Raw genomic sequence first — 16,680 nt, forward strand, 5'->3', positions numbered from 1 at the left:
GCCATCACCCCCGACCGGGTGAATCGCCGTTCCGGAGCTTTCCAAGTGGTCCAGACCACTTGGGGCAGGGCGCCCAGCTGGGCGGGGCGATTTGTCCCGTACCGTACGTCTTTGCCGCCCGCCCGGCGGTCGTGGTTAACATCTAGGAAACGAGCGGGTCACCGACTGGAAACGACCCATTCCTATGGTGAGCCACATTCGCACGCCGAGGAGGATGGATGTTCAACAACGCCGCCGAAGTGAAGCAGTACATCCAGGACAACGACGTGAAGTTCGTCGACGTCCGTTTCTGCGACCTGCCGGGCGTCCTGCAGCACTTCTCCGTACCTGCGGCGACCTTCGACCCGTCCGAGATCCTGATGTTCGACGGCTCGTCGATCCGCGGCTTCCAGGCCATCCACGAGTCCGACATGGCCCTGGTGCCGGACCTCGCCACGGCCCGCCTCGACCCCTTCCGGGCCGAGAAGCACCTCAACATCAACTTCTTCATCCAGGACCCGGTCACCGGCGAGGCGTACAGCCGCGACCCGCGCAACGTCGCCAGGAAGGCCGAGGCCTACCTCGCCTCCTCCGGCATCGCCGACACCGCGTACTTCGGGCCCGAGGCCGAGTTCTACGTCTTCGACTCGGTCCGCTTCGAAACCAGCGCCAACGCGTCCTTCTACCACATCGACTCGGAGGCCGGCGCCTGGAACAGCGGCGCCGCCGAGGGCGACGTGCGCGGCTACAAGGTCAAGTACAAGGGCGGGTACTTCCCCGTCCCGCCGGTCGACCACTTCGCCGACCTGCGCGCCGAGATGTCGCTGGAGCTCGCCAAGGCCGGACTGGAGGTCGAGCGCCAGCACCACGAGGTCGGCACCGCCGGCCAGGCCGAGATCAACTACAGGTTCAACACCCTGCTGCACGCCGCCGACGACCTGATGCTGTTCAAGTACATCATCAAGAACGTCGCCTGGCGGAACGGCAAGACCGCCACCTTCATGCCGAAGCCGATCTTCGGCGACAACGGCTCGGGCATGCACGTCCACCAGTCGCTGTGGACCGAGGGCACCCCGCTCTTCTACGACGAGCAGGGCTACGCCGGGCTCTCCGACACCGCCCGCTACTACATCGGCGGCCTGCTGCGGCACGCCCCCTCGCTGCTGGCGTTCACCAACCCCTCGGTGAACTCCTACCACCGCCTGGTGCCGGGCTTCGAGGCGCCGGTCAACCTGGTCTACTCGCAGCGCAACCGCTCCGCCGCGATCCGCATCCCGATCACCGGCTCCAACGCCAAGGCCAAGCGCATCGAGTTCCGCGCCCCGGACCCGGCCTCCAACCCCTACCTGGCCTTCGCCGCCATGCTGATGGCCGGCCTCGACGGCATCCGCAACAAGATCGAGCCGCTGGAGCCGGTCGACAAGGACCTCTACGAGCTGGCCCCCGAGGAGCACGCCAACGTCCCCCAGGTCCCGTCCTCCCTCCCCGCCGTCCTCGACGCCCTGGAGGCCGACCACGAGTACCTCCTCGCGGGCAACGTCTTCACCCCGGACCTGATCGAGACCTGGATCGACTACAAGCGCACCAACGAGATCGCCCCGATCGCCCTCCGCCCCCACCCGCACGAGTTCGAGCTCTACTACGACCTCTAGAGGTCCCGGGCCCGCGCGAACGGCGCCGGGCGGGTGGTCCGATCTTCGTCGGGCCGGCCGCGCGGCGCCGTTCGGCTGCCGGGGGTCAGTGGTGGTCGGGGGTGTGCGGGGGGGTCAGAGACTGTTCAGGGCGGAGACCAGGCTCGCCACGGTGACGGTGTTGAAGACGAAGGCGATGAGCGAGTTGGCCGCCACCGTGCGGCGCATCTCCCGGGAGAGCACGTTGACGTCGGTGGTGCCGAAGGTGGTCATCAGGGAGAGGGCGAAGTAGAGGTAGTCGAGCCAGGTCGGGCGGCCGCCGCCGGGGAACTCCAGGCCCTGCTCGTCCTCCACCAGGTTGTCGGCCTGGAAGGCGACGGCGAAGGAGACCGCCACGCAGGCCCAGGCGAGCACGACCAGGACGAGGGCCACCAGTGCGCGGGGCACCGGGGAGAGTTCGGAGCCCAGGTAGCCGGGGCGCCAGACCATCGCCACCAGCAGGGCGGCGGCCGCGATGGGGATCGAGACGCCCGGCCCGGGCGCCGAGCCGAGGACGTAGCGCTGGAGCATCGTGCCGCGCTCCGTGCGCCGGGCCCAGCCGCGCACCCGCTCGCCGGACGCGGTGGTGAAGACCACCGAGGTGATCGCGAAGTACGGGAGGAGGTAGGCGAGCAGCACCAGGACGCCCACGTCCGCGCCCGAGATCTGCCACCAGCCGTCGTCCAGGGCGATCAGCACCACCGCCGTGCCCGCCGCGACCAGGACGCCCGCGGAGGAGCGGCGGCGTTCCGAGAGCCACCGGTCGGGTTCCCTGTCCGCGGCCGGGCCGGTGTGCGGCCCGCTCATTCCGGGAGGCGCGGCGGCACGGTCCGGACGACGGCCAGGGACGCCACCGCGGCCGTGAAGCCGAGCAGCGCGCCGGCCGCGACGTCGCCCGGGTAGTGCACGCCGGTGTGGACCCGGGAGTAGCCGACCGCGGCCGCCAGCGCGCCGAGCGGCACCGCCGTCGGCGGCAGCAGCACGCCGACCGCGGTGGCGAAGGCCGTCGCCGAGGCCGTGTGCCCGGACGGGAAGGAGGCCGACTCCGGCATCGGCACCTGCCGGTCGACGGCCACCCGGGCCTGCTCGCGGTCGGGCCGGCGGCGGCGGACCAGCCGCTTGCCGAGCAGGTTCGCCGTCACCGAGGCCAGCGCCACCGCGCCGACCCCGGCCACCGCCGCCTGCCGGGGGCGGCCGGGCCACGGGGCGAGGAGCGCGGCGACCGTGAGCGAGATCTTCGAGCGGTCGGCGGCCCGGGAGAGCCGGCGCAGCGCGGTGTCCAGGGTCGGGGTGGGCGTGGCGGCGACGGCCGCGTAGACGGCCCCGTCGATCGCCCGCAGGTCGCTGAGCACGGCCTCGGTGGGCGGGTCGGCGGCTGTACCGGCGGGCGCGTCGGCGGGCGGCGGGACGGGACGGGACGACGGAGCGGTGTCGTGGTTCGGGTCAGTCACGGGTCGGCCCCTCGGCGGTCGGGTCGGAGCCGCGGTCGGTGCGGCCGAAGGCGATGGCGGTCAGCCGGCGCCAGGTCACGGGCGGTACGGGGGCGGGGACGCCCGGGCGGTCGCGCGGCACCAGGACCCGCAGGGCCTGCGGGCGCAGCGTGCACACCACCGGGACGGACATCCGCAGCGCCTCGCCGTCGACCGCCACCGGGATCTCGTCCGCGTCCGCGGTCACCTCCACCTGCCGGGCGGTCAGCACCGTCAGCCCGGTGGACTGGGCTCCGCGCAAGGCCAGGTCGGCGGCCTGCGCCGCGCCCTCCACCCGGATGCCCAGCACGCCGAGCCGGCCGGCGTCGAGCCGGGGGCGGCGGCCGTCGACGCCGAGGTCGTCGGCCGAGCCGTAGGGGTTGTTGCTGACCAGCACCGCCTGCTGGGCGGGCAGCGCGGTGGCGTCGGCCCGGGCGTCGACCCGCCGGACGCCCTCGCCGACCAGCAGGTCCGGCAGCAGGTCCAGGGCCGTACCGGCCTTGTCGTCGCGGTATTCGGGGCGCTGCACGAGGTCGGCGTACACCCCGAAGGAGACGGTGTTCACGAAGGGCCGGCCCGCGACCGTGCCGAGGTCGACCCGCAGTTCCTCGCCGTCGGTCAGCGCGTCCAGGCAGCGGGCGGGGTCGGCGCGGTCGAGGCCGAGGTCCATGGCGAAGTGGTTGCGGGTGCCGGCCGAGACCACCAGGAACGGCAGGTCGTGCTCGGCGGCGACGGCCGCGACCAGCGCCTGGGTGCCGTCGCCGCCCGCCACGCCGAGCAGGTCCGCGCCCTCGGCCACGGCCGTCCGGGCCAGCGCGGCGACGTCGGCGGGCGCGTCGGGGTCGAGCACGACGACCCGGGCGCCGAGTGCCTCCGCCCGCTCGACCAGCCCGAAGCGGCCGACCTTCCCGCCGCCGGACTTCGGGTTCATGATCAGCACCGGCCGCTGCCGCCGCGGCGCGGCGCTCGCCCGCATCGGCTGCTCGGGGCGGGCCCGGCGCAGCGCCGCGCGGGCGAAGGCCAGAGCGGCGGCCCAGACCAGGACGAGGACCAGGGCGGTCAGCCACAGCGTGCGGTGGGCGAAGAACACCAGCACCGCGACCGGCGCCGCGACCGCGACGAGCAGACCGAACGCCCGGACCGCGCCCCGGTAGGCCAGGAACCACCAGACGCCGACGGCCCAGACGACCAGTCCGAGCAGCCCCGCCCCGACCACCAGCAGTCCGCCCTCCCCCAGCGCGAACAGCAGCACCCCCACGGCTCCCACCGCCGCCGCCAGGGCGCATCTCGCGAGCAGCGGCGCGCCGGTTCCGGTGCCGGTGTCCGTCCTCCGTGTCCCGTCGATCTCGTCCTCCCGTGCCGCGCCCTCGGGGCCCGGTCGGGCCGGTCGGGCCCGGTCGTTGCCAGCAGCCTGCGCAGTCCCGTGTCCGGAAGCATCCTCACCGGCCCGTTCGGGTGACCGGAGGCGTCGGGCTGCGGCGGGAAATGCGCTTGCCGGGCCGGGTTGGATGGGGGCATGGGACGCAAGGAGAGGGTCACACCGACCGTGTACGTGTCGGTGGACGTGGAGGCGGACGGACCGATCCCGGGGCCGTACTCGATGCTGAGCTTCGGGGCCGTGGTGGCCGGCTGGCACGACGGCGAGGGCCTCCGGCGGCCGAGGACGGGCGCGGCGGCGTTCTACCGGGAGCTGCGGCCGATCAGCCCGGAGTACGACCCGCAGGCACTGGCCGTGTCGGGGCTGGACCGGGCGGCGCTGGAGGCGGAGGGGGCCGACCCCGGGGCGGCGATGCGGGCCTTCGGCCACTGGGTGGAGGGGGTGCGGAACGGGCCGGACGGGCGCCGGTACCGGCCGGTGATGGTGGGCTACCCGGCCGTGTACGACTGGCAGTTCCTCTACTGGTACCTGGTGCGGTTCACCGGTTCCAGCCCCTTCGGGCACTCCGGCTGCCTGGACCTCAAGACGCTGTACGCGGCGCGGGCCGGGGTGCCGTTCGCCGGGATCGGGAAGCGCTCGATGCCGCCTGAGCTGCTACCGGACCTGCCGCACACCCACCACGCGCTGGACGACGCCCGGGAGCAGGCGGAGCTGTTCGCGAACCTCTGGGAGTGGGCCGGGCCTACGGGACGTCCGGAGTGAGGGCGAGGACGGCGAGGGCGTCGGCGAGCAGGCCCCCACGCCACGCTCTCCCCGAGCGGCTCAGCCGCTGACTGCTCAGCGGCGCACGGCTCAGCCACGGACTGCTCAGCCGCGCGCGGCCCAGCCATGGAGTGCTCAGCCGCGCGCGGCCGGAGGTCCCGGTTCCCGGGGCCGGGGGAACCGGCCCCCACTCGCTGCCGCCCCCGGGAACCGCTGGTCACGGAGACGTCAGCGGACGGTCACCGGCAGGGTCTCGTAGCCGCGCAGCACCAGCCGGTCGCGCCGGGTCGGCACGCCGCCGGGGGCGAGCCGGGGGAAGCGGTCGAGCAGGGCGGGCACCGCGACCTCGGCCTCCAGCCGGGCCAGCTGGGAGCCCAGGCAGAAGTGGGTGCCGCCGCCGAAGCTGAGCGGCTGGCTGTCGGTGCGGGTCGGGTCGAAGACGTCGGGGCGCTCGTACCGGGCCGGATCGTGGTTGGCCGCGCCGATCAGCAGGGTCACCTCGCTGCCGGGCGGGACCGGCAGGCCCTCGACGGTCAGGCCGTCCTCCAGCGCGACCCGCCCGGTGGCCTGGACCGGGGAGTCGAAGCGCAGCACCTCGTCGGTGAACCCGGCCGGGCTGATCGCCCCGCTGCGCAGCCCGGCGGCCGCCTCGGGGTGGCGGAACAGCAGGGCCAGGCCGTTGCCGAGCAGGTTGGTGGTGGTCTCGAAGCCGGCCACCAGCAGCAGCACCAGGTTGGCCAGCAGCTCCTGGGCGGAGAGCCGCTCGTCGTCCGCGGCGGCGATCCGGGCCAGGTCGGTGACCAGGTCGTCCTGCGGCCGCGCCAGGCGCTCGGCGGCCAGTTCGGTGAAGTACCGGGCCAGCTCGTCGGCGGCCCGGTCGGCGGCGGCCAGCTCGTCCAGGTCCTGGACGATCTCCAGCGCGACGGTCAGGTCGGAGGCGAGGTCGCGGAAGCGGTAGCGGTCCTGCTCGGGGACGCCGAGCAGCTCGCAGATCACCCCGACCGGCAGCCGGAAGGCGAAGGCGTCCATGAAGTCCACCGGAGAACCGTCGGCGCCCTGTTCGGCCATCCCGTCCAGCAGCCGGTCGACCGCCGCCTCCACGGCCGGGCGCAGCGCGGCGACCCGGCGGGCGGTGAACACCGAGGCGATCAGCGAGCGGACCCGGGGCTGGTCGGGCGCGTTGCGCTGGAGGATCGAGCGGCCGAACAGGGCGAGCGACGCGTGCACGGCGTACTCGGGGGCCAGGCCGGACATCATCTCGGCGGTCGCGACGCCGAAGGCGGGGGTGCGCAGCACCTTGTTGACCGCCGCGTAGCCGCTCACCACGAACATGCCGTCCCCGGCCGGGGCCACCGGGCCCAGCTCGTGGGCCCTGGCGTACAGCGGGTACGGATCGGTCCTGACCTCCGTGGTCATCAGCTGTTCGATGATCGCCGCGCCGTCCATGCGGTGCTCCCCTCCCGAGATCGCACTTCCTGTGTGGTCAACCGCCGGTGGGCTCGGCGGAGTTCCCGTACGGACCGGATCGCGGGCGGGGCGGGCGCGGGCGGGGCGGGCAGGACCGCGGGGCCAGCCGCGGGCGGGGTGCCGGGCAGGGGCGGAAGCCGCGGGCGGGCCGAATCGCACGCGGCGGGTCCCGGGGCGGGTACGGGCGGCTCGATAGGGTGGCCGGCATGGAGATCTGGATCAACCCGCGGTGCGGCAAGTGCCGGACCGCCCTCGGCGGGCTGGACGCGGCCGGGGTCGAGTACACCGTCCGGCGCTACCTGGAGCAGCCGCCGACCGCGGCCGAGTTGGCGCAGGTGCTGGAGCGCCTGGGCCTGGAGCCGTGGGACATCACCCGCACCGACGAGCAGACGGCCAAGGACCTCGGAATGAAGGACTGGCCCCGGGAGGAGGGTGACCGGGAGCGCTGGATCGCGGCGATGGCCGAGCACCCGATCCTGATCCAGCGCCCGATCATCACCGCGGACGACGGGCACGCCGTCGTGGCCCGCACTCCCGAGGCCCTCAAGTCCGTGCTGCCGTAGAACCGTTGTGGCCGACCGGGCCGGTCGGTGGAGCCGGATCGCCTCCACCGACCGGACCGGGTGCCGGTTGTGGACGAGCAGGTGGCCGCCCTCCGGCGCGGTGTGCACCACCTGGTCGGGCTCCGGCCGGAACGCGTGGAACGGGGTGGGCGGCGGCTCGGGCAGGTCGCGCACCCTGACCGCGCCGTACAAGGACGCCGGGTCGTTGTCGGTGGCCGGTGCCACACTGGCGGGGTGACCACCACGACCACGTACATCGCCTTCCTGCGGGCCATCAACGTCGGCGGCCGGACGGTGCGGATGGAGCGGCTGCGGGCGCTCTTCGCCGAACTCGGGCTCGGGAACGTGCGCTCCTACATCCAGAGCGGCAACGTCTTCTTCACCACCGACGAATCCACCAGCGAACCGGACCGCGCGGCACTGACCCGGCGGATCGAGGAGCACCTGGAGCAGGCCCTCGGGTACCCGGTGCCGGTGCTGCTGCGGACGGTGGACGAGGTGGCCGAGTTGCTCGCCGCCGAGCCGTTCCGCGGTGTCGAGGTGACGCCGGACGTCCGGCTGGTCGTCGCGTTCCTCTCCGAACCGCTGCCCGCCGAACTCGCCCTCCCCTACCGCTCGCCGAAGGGCGACGTCGAGGTGCTCGGTGCCGGTCCGGGGGCCGCGTACGTGGTGATCCACCTCCAGGACGGCAAGTGGGTCACCAAGGACATGTTCGGCAAGGCCTACCGGGGAGCGGTCACCTCCCGGTTCCTGCACACCACCGAGAAGATCCTGGCCGCCGCCCGCAAGGCCTGACGGCCCGTACGGCGGTCGGCAACCGGCCGTACGGCGGTCGGGAACGAGCCGTACGGCGGTCGCGAACAAGCCGTTCGGCGCCCCCGGAACGGGCGGAACCGACCGGCCGCAAAGGGCGTCTGGACTGCCGTGACGTACGAACCCCGCGCCCGCGCACGGCGCGATCTGGACAGCCGAAGTCGGCCGCGCCGACAATTTGGCCATGACGCCTCCTGACCTCCCCACCGGCGCGGCCGGGCCGGCCGGCGCCGTCCGGCCCTCCGACGCCGAACGGGACCAGGCGCTCGGGATGCTGCGGGACGGCGCGGGCAGCGGACGGCTCTCGCACGACACCTTCCTCGGCCGGGTGGACGTCGTCCTGCACGCCACCAGCCGCGGCGAGTTGGACGAGGCGGTGGCCGGGCTGCCGACCGGCGGACCGGTCGAGCGCCTCGTGCTGCGCACGGTCGGGCGGGCGTCCGCCTTCGGCACCCGGCTGGGCCGGGCCTGGCGCACCGAGCGGCTGCCCGGGCTGAGCCTGCCGCAGGCCGGGGCCGGGCAGTTGACGATCGGGCGGATCCCCGGTTCGGGACTGCGGCTGCACGACGCCTCGGTGTCCCGGCACCACGCCGAACTGCGGCACGAGCAGGGCGGCTGGGTGCTGTACGACCTCGGCTCGACCAACGGCACCCATGTGAACGGGCGCCGGATCGCCGGCGGCGTCCGGGTCCGGGCCGGCGACCAGGTGCGGTTCGGGAACCTGGAGTTCCGGCTCGCCGCGTTCTGACCGGCCGGCCCTCCCGGCGCCCGGTGCGCCCGTGCCGGGTCAGTGCGGGAACTGCCGGGGCGGGCGCTGGCGGGGCAGCCCGTCCTGGAACTCCGCGATGGCGGTGGCGATCTGGCGGGTCACCACGGTGCGTTCCAGCCGGTCCAGGTACAGGTTCTCGGCGGCCAGCGCCTCGACCGTGACGCCGAAGTAGAGCGTCATCAGCGGATTGACGAACAGCGCCCCGCCCTTGGTCCGCTCGGTGAAGCGGACGTCGCCGAACTCGCCGCGCAGCGCCGCCGCCACCGAGCCGTTGACGATGCTGGGGTGCTCCGGGAACGCCGCCCGGGCGTGCTCGACGGCGTCCAGGTAGAGCACGCCCTCCCGGCTGTCCCGCGGCAGGGAGAAGGCACCGAGGTAGCCGCCGGCCCGGTCGATCTCGGCGAGGTTCTCCAGCACCAGCGAGTGGTTGACGCCGTGGTGGGCGTCGACGCCGAAGCCGAGGCAGGCGACGAGCCGCTCGGGCACCTCGGACAGCCCGGCCACCGCGGCCAGGCTCGCCATGTCCTCCTCCGGGGTGCCGAGCCCGGCCTCGTCGCCGCGCATCAGGATGTCGGTGCCGCCGTCCACCAGCAGGATCGCGTCCACGCCCAGCCGGCGGACCAGTGCGCGGTAGGCCTCGCGCAGCGGCCCCACGCCCACTGTCGGGAAGGCCCACACGGTGTCGGGCATCCGGTGCAGGTTCAGCCAGCGGGCCAGGGTGCGCTCCGGGAAGTAGCCCTCGGGGGCGGCGGTGTCCGGCCCGATCCGGGCCACGTCGGGCTCCTCCCAGACCTCCCTCGGCAGGCCGTAGAGGTGGCTGAAGGAGAGGTTGGCCAGGTGCACCTCCTTGCCCGCGGCCCGCAGGGCGAGGGCGATCGGCAGCCCGGCGTACACGTCGAAGCCACCGCCGGCCCCGGCGACCAGGATGCGCTCGGCGGCCAGCAGCCGAGTGATCAGGGGTGGTTGCAGCAGAGAAGTCACCGGCGGACGGTAGCAGGACGGCGGCGCCGCGGGCCCGCGGATTGTCAGTGGCGGGTGCGACGATGCGGGCATGACCGAGGAGACGCTTCCCATCCCCGACGTGCTGCGCGAAGCCCAGGAGCGGGCCGGCGAGTTGATCCGGTGCGGCTTCCAGGAGCCGGACGAGATAGCCGAGTCCCTGGTCGAGGCCTTCGACGACCGGGGGCTGACACAGGAGGAGGCGGAGCGGATCGTCGCTCCGCTGTGGGCCCGGCGGCTGGCCGAGCAGACGGCCTGGCCGGAGACCACCGACGTGGACCGACTGGCGGACGCCTTCGACGCACTGGAGGACGAGGGCATCGTCGCGGCGATGGACTTCACCTGCTGCGCGGGCTGCGGCTACGCGGAGATCGGGGAGGAGGCCGGGGAGGACTCGGTCGGCTTCGTCTTCTTCCACCAGCAGGACACCGAGGCGGCGGCCGCCGGACGGGGGCTGATGCTGCGCTACGGCGGGTTCCGCGGCGAGGAGGAGACGGCCGAGGTCTCGGAGTGCCGGACGGTGGAGGTCGGGCGGTCGGTGGTCGCCGCGCTGGAGGCGGTCGGGCTCCCCGCGGAGTGGGACGGCTCGCCGAACACGACGATCCGGGTCGCCCCGCTGGAGTGGCTCAACCGCCTGCCGGAGTAGGCGCCGGAGAACGTCGGTACGGGCGCCGGGGAGGGTCGTCGCGGGCGCCGGGGAGCGTCGGCGCTGTCGGTAAGGGCGCCGGGGAGCGCGTCGTCACGCCCGGCGGCGGGTCAGTCCCGCTCGACGTGCACCTCGGCGTAGTGGTCGCCCTTGTTCGTCTTGCGCAGGGTGACCCGGGCGCTGCCGACGGTGGTCTCGGAGTCCTTGGTGGCGGTCTTCCGGTCGTCGCCGATGGTCACCTCGGCCGAGTCGTCGGTGATGCGGCCGACGGTCATCGACATCGGGTCGTCACCGCCGAAGACCTTGACGGTCTTGGTGCCGTCGGCCTTGTCGGTCTTGATGCCGACGGTGCACTTGTGGTCGTCCAGGCAGAGCGCCACGCCGCCCTCGCAGGCGGTCAGCCCGGCGCCGAGCACCAGGACGGCGCCGGCGGCGAGGAGCGCGGGCCCGCGCCGGAAGCGGGTCCGGGGACGGGTACGGGGACGGGTGGGGTGGGGGTCCGGGGTGCTGCGCGCTGTGGTCATGCCGTCGACGGTAGGGCGGCGGGCGCGGCCCGCCATCGACCGTCGGCGGGACGCCTCCCCTGGTACGGCCCGGAGCGGCCGAGGCGTCCGCACCCCGAGAGCGGTGGGTCGAATCCCCTAGGGGATACAGGGAGTTGACGGTCAGTCTGATGACCGGCGGCTTCCGGCATATGCCGGAGGCCCATGCCACGCGCGTAGATCAACGGCCCGCGAAAACACCCCGGGGTCAGTCGGCGATGCTCCCCGGGCCATCGAAGCCGAGGCCGGTGCCGTCGGCCGGCCCCCCGGCCGGACCGTCCGCGACGCCGTCCGCGGCGCCGTCCGCCGGGCCCCACAGCGGCGAGGTGCAGCGCTGGTAGGTCGCGTGCCAGTGCGGCCAGTTGCGGGCCACGTCGTCGTCGCACTCGGCCAGCAGCCGCTCGACCAGCGCGGGCTGCACGCCCTCCAGCAGCCAGACCAGCGCGTCCGCCATCCCCGGGCCGTCGGCCAGCCGCAGCAGGTCCAGCAGCTCGCCGAGCCCGCCGAGCCGGGAGCCCTCGGGGACCACCCGCTCCATCCGGGGCAGCAGCTGCCGCTCCTCGATCCGCAGGTGGGTCTCCAGCCGGGCCGCCAGATCCTCCATCGCGTAGGCGACCGGCCAGGCGCTCCCGGTGTCCCGGCTGGCGATCCGCACCAGCGTGGTGACCCGGGTGAAGGAGTGGTCCAGGTTGTGGTGGTCGTCCTCCAGCCAGTTGAGCAGCAGCCGCAGCTCGGGCGCGAAGCGGCGCACGATCGGCCAGAGCCGGGTGTCCTGCTGCTCGTGGTGGCAGGTGAGCATCGCGGTCATGAAGTTCCAGTGCCTCAGCAGCGCCTCGCCCTTGTCGTCCTCGCCGGGCTGGAGCAGCCGCAGCGCGTTGGGCAGCCGGGCGAGGTCCCGGCGCAGCGCGGCGTGCACCAGGCGCAGCCCGGCGAACCGGAGGGTGACCGGCTCGTCGTCCGCGGCCCGTCCGTACGCGTCCGCGCCCAGCGGGGCGGGTCCGGGCCGGCCCTGCGCGGGCACGGTGGGGACGGGCTGGGGCACCAGGTGGATCGGCATGGGACTCTCTTCACGGCTTGGGGCACGGGTGGCGGCGGCCGGTCGATGACCGCCCCAGCCAAGGTGCTCGCAGTCGATCAGAAGCGAATCAATGTCCGATTGACGCGCAGGTCACGGGCCTGCGGACGGGCTGCGGGACCCTACGGCGACCTGCGGCGGACCCGGCAGCCGGAGAGCCCGCCGGACAGCAGGACCGCAGGACCGCAGGACAGTCAGCACAGCAGGGCCGCCGGCACCGGGAGCGCGAACGCGTCCCGGCACCGGCGGCCCGGATGAGAGCGGATGAAAGCGGTGAGAGCGGATGAGAGCGGTGCGGCGCAGGGCCTCAGTCGGCCGCCGGCCCCGCCAGGTGGGCGGTGAGCCACACCAGGGTGTCCGGGATCATCTTCTTGAAGTCCGAGGTCAGGTGCTTGCCGCCGGGCTGCTCGTGGTACTCCAGGCTCAGCGGCGGCACCGCCTTGGCCACCCAGCTCTTGACCACCCTGGTCTCGTACGGGTTGGCGCCGCCCGCGGTCACCAGCATGCTCACGTCGGCCTTGCCCTGGGCGACCAGCACGTCCGGGTTGTTGGCCGCGCGCTCGGCGTCGTGGCCCTTCCACAGCCCCGAGTCCGGGATGAAGTAGCCGTCGATCGGCACCGCGGCCTTGTAGACCTGCGGGTACTGGAGGGCGAGCTTGGCGCTGCAGAAGCCGCCGGTGGAGGCGCCCATCACGCCCCAGCCGTCGCGGCCCTTCACGGTGCGGAAGTTGGCGCGGACGAAGTCCGGGAGGTCCTCGGCCATCCAGGTGCCCATTTTGGGCTGGCCCGGGATGTCGGAGCAGTCCAGCGCGTTCTTCTCGTCGCTGTTGAAGTTCTGCACCGGCATGATCATGATGAACGGGTGGGACTTGCCCTCCTTGACCAGCCGCTCGTTCTCCTCCTGGATCGGCAGCTGGTTGTCGGTCCAGGTGTTGTAGCCGTTGCTCTGGCCGCCCGCGAACAGGGTGAGCACCGGGAAGCCGGTCTTGGCGAACTTGGGGTCGTTGTACTCGGGCGGCAGCCATACCCAGACCTGGCCGGTGACGCCGGACTTCGCGCCGGTCACCTTGGTCATGAAGATCGGGCCGGCGCCGGTGTCCCGGACCTTGTTGAGGGCTGCGGCGGGCCCGGTGGGCATCAGCACCTTGCCGGCGGCGGCCGGGGTCGCGCTGCCGGTCGCGGCCGGGCCGGTGCCGGTGGCGCTCGGGCTGCCCGCCGAGCTGCTGCCGCCGGCCGGGGTGGCGTTCGCCGTGGCGCTGTCCCCCTTCCCACCGCCGGAACTCCCGCAGGCCGCGAGCGAGGCGGCCAGGGCGAGCACGGCGGCGCCGGACAGGACGGCGCGGGAACGGGACGACTGCCTAAGCACGGTGAGGACTCTCCGACCGATGTCGCGCCCGGTCCGTCTGACCGGGCGGCGGCCCCCCGGTGGGGCCGGACAGGCCCGGGGGCACGGCACTGGTGCGTCCCCCGAGTGATGGTGGCGTCGCCCCTCGCGGGGGTGCGCCTTCCTGCGATCTTATGACGTAGGCCAGGGTGGCCCGGTTGCGCGGTGGCCACCGGAAATCCAATGTTTGTCCGCAGTCGGGTCAAGGCCCTCACCGCTTCCCCCGGACGGCGGGGGCCGGACGGCGGGGGTGGCCGCCGAACCCCCGTCGAACCGCCTGGATCGCGGAGGATCCGACCGGTGACGGCGGCCCGCCGATCCGGAACGATCTGCAGGGCGGGCCCGGGGCCGCCGGGACCGGTCATCGAGGAGGCTGCCATGGACCAGCGCATCGCCGTCGTCACCGGAGCCGGGAGCGGCATCGGCCGCGCCGTGGCGGTCGAACTGGCCGCGGCCGGCTGGCGGACGGTGCTGGCCGGGCGCCGGCCCGGGCCGCTGCGCGAGACCGCCGGGCTCTGCGCCGTCCCGGCCGACGTGCTGCCGACCGACGTCACCGACCCGGACGCGGTGGACGCGCTGTTCGCCGCGGCCGCCGGGCGCCACGGCCGGGTGGACCTGCTGTTCAACAACGCCGGCGCCTTCGGCCCGGCCGTCCCGGTGGAGGAGCTGGCGGTCGAGGACTGGCGGGCCGTGGTCGACCTCAACCTGACCGGCGCCTTCCTCTGCGCCCGGGCCGCGTTCCGGCAGATGAGGGCGCAGGACCCGCAGGGCGGCCGGATCATCAACAACGGCTCGATCTCCGCGCACGCCCCGCGCCCGCACTCGATCGCCTACACCGCGACCAAGCACGCCGTCACCGGGCTGACCAAGTCGCTGTCGCTGGACGGCCGCCCGTACCGGATCGCCTGCGGGCAGATCGACATCGGCAACGCGGCGACCGACATGACGGCGGCGATGGGCGCGGGCGTGCGGCAGGCGGACGGCCGGATCGCGCCCGAGCCGACCATGGACGTGGCCGACGTGGCGCGCACCGTGCGGCACATGGCCGGGCTGCCGCTGGAGGCCAACGTCCAGTTCGCCACCGTGATGGCGACGGCCATGCCGTACGTCGGGCGGGGATGACGGACCGGCCGCCACCCGTACGGCGCGGCGGCGGCGCCGCCCCTCCCCCGGCCCCCGGAACCGGTTCCCGGGAGCAGCCCCCCGGAACCAGCCCCCTACCGGGGGATCCCCGCCGGACCAGGCCGACGGGGACCCGCTACGGACCGGGGCCCGCGGCTCACGGCCGCCAGGTGTCGTTCAGCGTGACCGTCCCGCCCGAGGGCACCGTCGCCGTCCGGTTGGCGCCGGACTCCCAGGTCACCGCACCGCCGGCGTCCTTGCGGACGTACTTGTACTGGAAGGACGTACCGGCCGGCAGCGACAGTGACAGCGACCAGACCGGGTAGCCGGCCGAGGAGAGCGGCAGCGCCTTCGCCGCGTCCCAGCCGCCGAGCGCCGCCGCGTCGCCGACCACGTAGAGGTTCTGCCCGTACGAGGTGGTCGCGTTGACGTTGAACGAGGCGCCGGAGGCGCTCGCGCCGGGCTGGACGTACAGCGCGACCGCGTCGCCCGCGCCGACCGTCGCGGTGAACTGCCCGTTGGCGCCCACCTGGTAGGTCGGGCCGGTGCAGCCGCCGCCCGGCTGCGGGTCGCCGTGCTGGACGTCGCAGTAGGTGCCGGCCGGCAGCCCGGTCTGGAAGGTCCGGGTGATCGCGCCGCCCTCGTGGTTGATCGCGACGTAGCCCTTGTTGCCGCGGCCGAAGGCGATCGCGTTGTTGCCGTTGGACCACCAGTCCGTCACCCCGGTGCCCGCCACCGCGTTGCGGAAGCCGACCATGTTGGCGACCTGCCGCCAGGCGTGGGTGCAGTTCCAGCCGTCCTGGTAGCAGGCGTTGACGGTGCCGCCGTTCGGCGGGCCGTCGTCCTTGTTGGTGAAGGAGTAGCCGGAGTAGACGTTGGGGGCGCCGTACGGCGAGGCCAGCAGGAAGACGTTGGCCAGCGTGTAGGTGTTGCCGTAGGTGTAGTTGAGGGTGGAGCCGTTGCGCTCGGTGTCCCAGTTGTCGACGAAGCCGCGCGCCTGGCCGCTCGGCAGGTAGCCCCAGGAGGCGCCCCAGCCGTTGAGGTTGGCGAGCTTGTCGGTGGTGAACATCCGCTTGAGGTCGGTGCCGACCCGGAACTCGTCCACGTCACCGGTGCCGGTGTACTCGGTGGGCTGGATCGGCTCGCCGGCGCCGTAGATGACCTCCTGGACCCAGTAGGCACCGGGGTTGGCCGTCTTGGCCTTGATCGCGGCGAGGTCGGCGGCGGCGATGTGCTTGGCGGCGTCGATCCGGAAGCCGTCGACGCCGAGCGAGGCGAGGTCGTCCAGGTAGTGCGCGATGGTGGTCTGGACGTACGCGCTGCCGGTGTTCAGGTCGGCGAGGTCCACCAGTTCGCAGTTCTGGACGTCGGCGCGGTCCTGGTAGTTGCCGATCGCCCGGCGGCAGCCGTGGAAGTCCTGGTCCTGGTACGTGCCGGGGTAGTTGTACTTGGTGTAGGCGGTGCCGCCGGTGCCGGTGCCGGAGCCCGCCGACATGTGGTTGACCACCGCGTCGGCGATCACCTTGACGCCGGCCGCGTGGCAGGCGGTGACCATGTTCTTGAACGACGTGCGGTCGCCGAGCCGCCCGGCGATCCGGTAGCCGACCGGCTGGTAGGAGGTCCACCACTGCGGACCCTGGATGTGTTCCTGCGGCGGGGAGACCTCCACGAAGCCGTAGCCCTTGGGGCCGAGGGTGGAGGTGCAGGCCTGGGCGACGGAGTCGAAGCGCCACTCGAAGAGGGTGGCGGTGACGTCCTTGCCGTTGTTCGCGGGCGGGGCGGCCTGGGCGGCGGGGGCGCCGAGGGAGGTGCCGAGCGAGAGCGCGAGCGCCGCCGAGGCGGCGAGCGCGCCGGCCGCGCGGGCGGGCCGGCGGCGGGTGGGGGCGGTGGTGACCACGTCGTCTCCTGGGGGTGGCTGGGGTGGGGGCAGCCGGAGGGTGAACCTGCAGGAAGTTTCTGTAACTTGCCGGAAACTTGCAGCGCTGAACCTAGAGGCGCTCACGGAGGGCGTCAAGACCTCGGGTCGGATCCCAGCGGACGGG

16 protein-coding genes are annotated in these 16,680 nt (G+C 73.7%); 7 read left to right on the forward strand and 9 right to left on the reverse strand.

Features of this window, described 5'->3' with window-relative positions; translation table 11 throughout:
- Window positions 1–218: 218 nt before the first annotated feature.
- Window positions 219–1,631: a type I glutamate--ammonia ligase gene (gene glnA / locus ACZ5GH_RS09765; RefSeq protein WP_387748766.1), complete on the forward strand. Its 1,413-nt coding sequence runs from the start codon at window positions 219–221 to the stop codon at window positions 1,629–1,631.
- 114 nt (window positions 1,632–1,745) lie between these two features.
- On the opposite strand, the gene ACZ5GH_RS09770 is transcribed toward glnA, so the two are convergent.
- Genes ACZ5GH_RS09770 through ACZ5GH_RS09780 form a run of 3 tightly spaced genes read right to left on the reverse strand, consistent with a single transcriptional unit; the run spans window position 1,746 to window position 4,385 of the window.
- The gene (locus ACZ5GH_RS09770; protein WP_464333933.1) at window positions 1,746–2,456 is read right to left on the reverse strand and encodes a DUF1345 domain-containing protein; all 711 of its coding nucleotides are present in this window, start codon (window positions 2,454–2,456) and stop codon (window positions 1,746–1,748) included.
- Window positions 2,453–3,100, reverse strand: a complete 648-nt coding sequence (locus ACZ5GH_RS09775; protein ID WP_464333934.1) for a phosphatase PAP2 family protein — start codon at window positions 3,098–3,100, stop codon at window positions 2,453–2,455. Before ACZ5GH_RS09775 ends, ACZ5GH_RS09770 begins: the two co-directional genes overlap by 4 nt.
- Window positions 3,093–4,385: a diacylglycerol/lipid kinase family protein gene (locus ACZ5GH_RS09780; protein WP_464333935.1), complete on the reverse strand. Its 1,293-nt coding sequence runs from the start codon at window positions 4,383–4,385 to the stop codon at window positions 3,093–3,095. Before ACZ5GH_RS09780 ends, ACZ5GH_RS09775 begins: the two co-directional genes overlap by 8 nt.
- A 249-nt stretch (window positions 4,386–4,634) precedes the next feature.
- Between ACZ5GH_RS09780 and ACZ5GH_RS09785 the strand changes: the two genes are divergently transcribed.
- A complete protein-coding gene (locus tag ACZ5GH_RS09785; protein ID WP_464333936.1) occupies window positions 4,635–5,258 on the forward strand; it encodes a 3'-5' exonuclease in 624 nt (207 codons plus the stop codon).
- A 228-nt stretch (window positions 5,259–5,486) separates the two neighbouring features.
- Here ACZ5GH_RS09785 and ACZ5GH_RS09790 read toward each other — a convergent pair whose 3' ends face one another.
- Entirely contained in the window at window positions 5,487–6,704 is a 1,218-nt protein-coding gene (locus ACZ5GH_RS09790; protein ID WP_387748754.1) for a cytochrome P450, read from the reverse strand.
- A gap of 227 nt (window positions 6,705–6,931) precedes the next feature.
- Between ACZ5GH_RS09790 and ACZ5GH_RS09795 the strand changes: the two genes are divergently transcribed.
- The 3 genes from ACZ5GH_RS09795 (at window position 6,932) to ACZ5GH_RS09805 (ending at window position 8,849) form a co-directional block, all read left to right on the forward strand.
- Window positions 6,932–7,288 carry an arsenate reductase family protein gene (locus ACZ5GH_RS09795; protein ID WP_464333937.1) on the forward strand — a complete coding sequence of 119 codons (357 nt, stop codon included), beginning with the start codon at window positions 6,932–6,934 and terminating at the stop codon, window positions 7,286–7,288.
- A 234-nt stretch (window positions 7,289–7,522) separates the two neighbouring features.
- Window positions 7,523–8,083, forward strand: coding sequence for a DUF1697 domain-containing protein (locus tag ACZ5GH_RS09800; protein ID WP_464333938.1), 561 nt, complete (start codon window positions 7,523–7,525; stop codon window positions 8,081–8,083).
- A 202-nt stretch (window positions 8,084–8,285) separates the two neighbouring features.
- Window positions 8,286–8,849, forward strand: coding sequence for an FHA domain-containing protein (locus tag ACZ5GH_RS09805; protein ID WP_387748748.1), 564 nt, complete (start codon window positions 8,286–8,288; stop codon window positions 8,847–8,849).
- A 39-nt stretch (window positions 8,850–8,888) separates the two neighbouring features.
- Here ACZ5GH_RS09805 and ACZ5GH_RS09810 read toward each other — a convergent pair whose 3' ends face one another.
- Window positions 8,889–9,851, reverse strand: a complete 963-nt coding sequence (locus ACZ5GH_RS09810) for a DUF1152 domain-containing protein (RefSeq protein WP_464333939.1) — start codon at window positions 9,849–9,851, stop codon at window positions 8,889–8,891.
- Between the two features lie 70 nt (window positions 9,852–9,921).
- Between ACZ5GH_RS09810 and ACZ5GH_RS09815 the strand changes: the two genes are divergently transcribed.
- Window positions 9,922–10,515, forward strand: coding sequence for a DUF6891 domain-containing protein (locus ACZ5GH_RS09815; protein ID WP_464333940.1), 594 nt, complete (start codon window positions 9,922–9,924; stop codon window positions 10,513–10,515).
- A 110-nt stretch (window positions 10,516–10,625) separates the two neighbouring features.
- Here ACZ5GH_RS09815 and ACZ5GH_RS09820 read toward each other — a convergent pair whose 3' ends face one another.
- The 3 genes from ACZ5GH_RS09820 to ACZ5GH_RS09830 all read right to left on the reverse strand — a co-directional run bounded on the left by ACZ5GH_RS09820 (window position 10,626) and on the right by ACZ5GH_RS09830 (window position 13,498).
- The gene (locus tag ACZ5GH_RS09820; RefSeq protein ID WP_387748742.1) at window positions 10,626–11,039 is read right to left on the reverse strand and encodes a hypothetical protein; all 414 of its coding nucleotides are present in this window, start codon (window positions 11,037–11,039) and stop codon (window positions 10,626–10,628) included.
- A 226-nt stretch (window positions 11,040–11,265) separates the two neighbouring features.
- Window positions 11,266–12,114: a hemerythrin domain-containing protein gene (locus tag ACZ5GH_RS09825; RefSeq protein WP_387748740.1), complete on the reverse strand. Its 849-nt coding sequence runs from the start codon at window positions 12,112–12,114 to the stop codon at window positions 11,266–11,268.
- A gap of 325 nt (window positions 12,115–12,439) precedes the next feature.
- Complete coding sequence (locus ACZ5GH_RS09830; protein ID WP_387748738.1) at window positions 12,440–13,498, reverse strand: alpha/beta hydrolase; 1,059 nt, start codon at window positions 13,496–13,498, stop codon at window positions 12,440–12,442.
- A gap of 396 nt (window positions 13,499–13,894) precedes the next feature.
- Here ACZ5GH_RS09830 and ACZ5GH_RS09835 point away from each other — a divergent pair, with 396 nt between their 5' ends.
- Window positions 13,895–14,638 carry an SDR family oxidoreductase gene (locus ACZ5GH_RS09835; RefSeq protein ID WP_387748736.1) on the forward strand — a complete coding sequence of 248 codons (744 nt, stop codon included), beginning with the start codon at window positions 13,895–13,897 and terminating at the stop codon, window positions 14,636–14,638.
- 157 nt (window positions 14,639–14,795) lie between these two features.
- Here ACZ5GH_RS09835 and ACZ5GH_RS09840 read toward each other — a convergent pair whose 3' ends face one another.
- A complete protein-coding gene (locus ACZ5GH_RS09840) occupies window positions 14,796–16,535 on the reverse strand; it encodes a carbohydrate-binding module family 20 domain-containing protein (RefSeq protein WP_464333941.1) in 1,740 nt (579 codons plus the stop codon).
- Window positions 16,536–16,680 lie beyond the last annotated feature (145 nt).

This window comes from Kitasatospora sp. Xyl93, assembly GCF_055383135.1.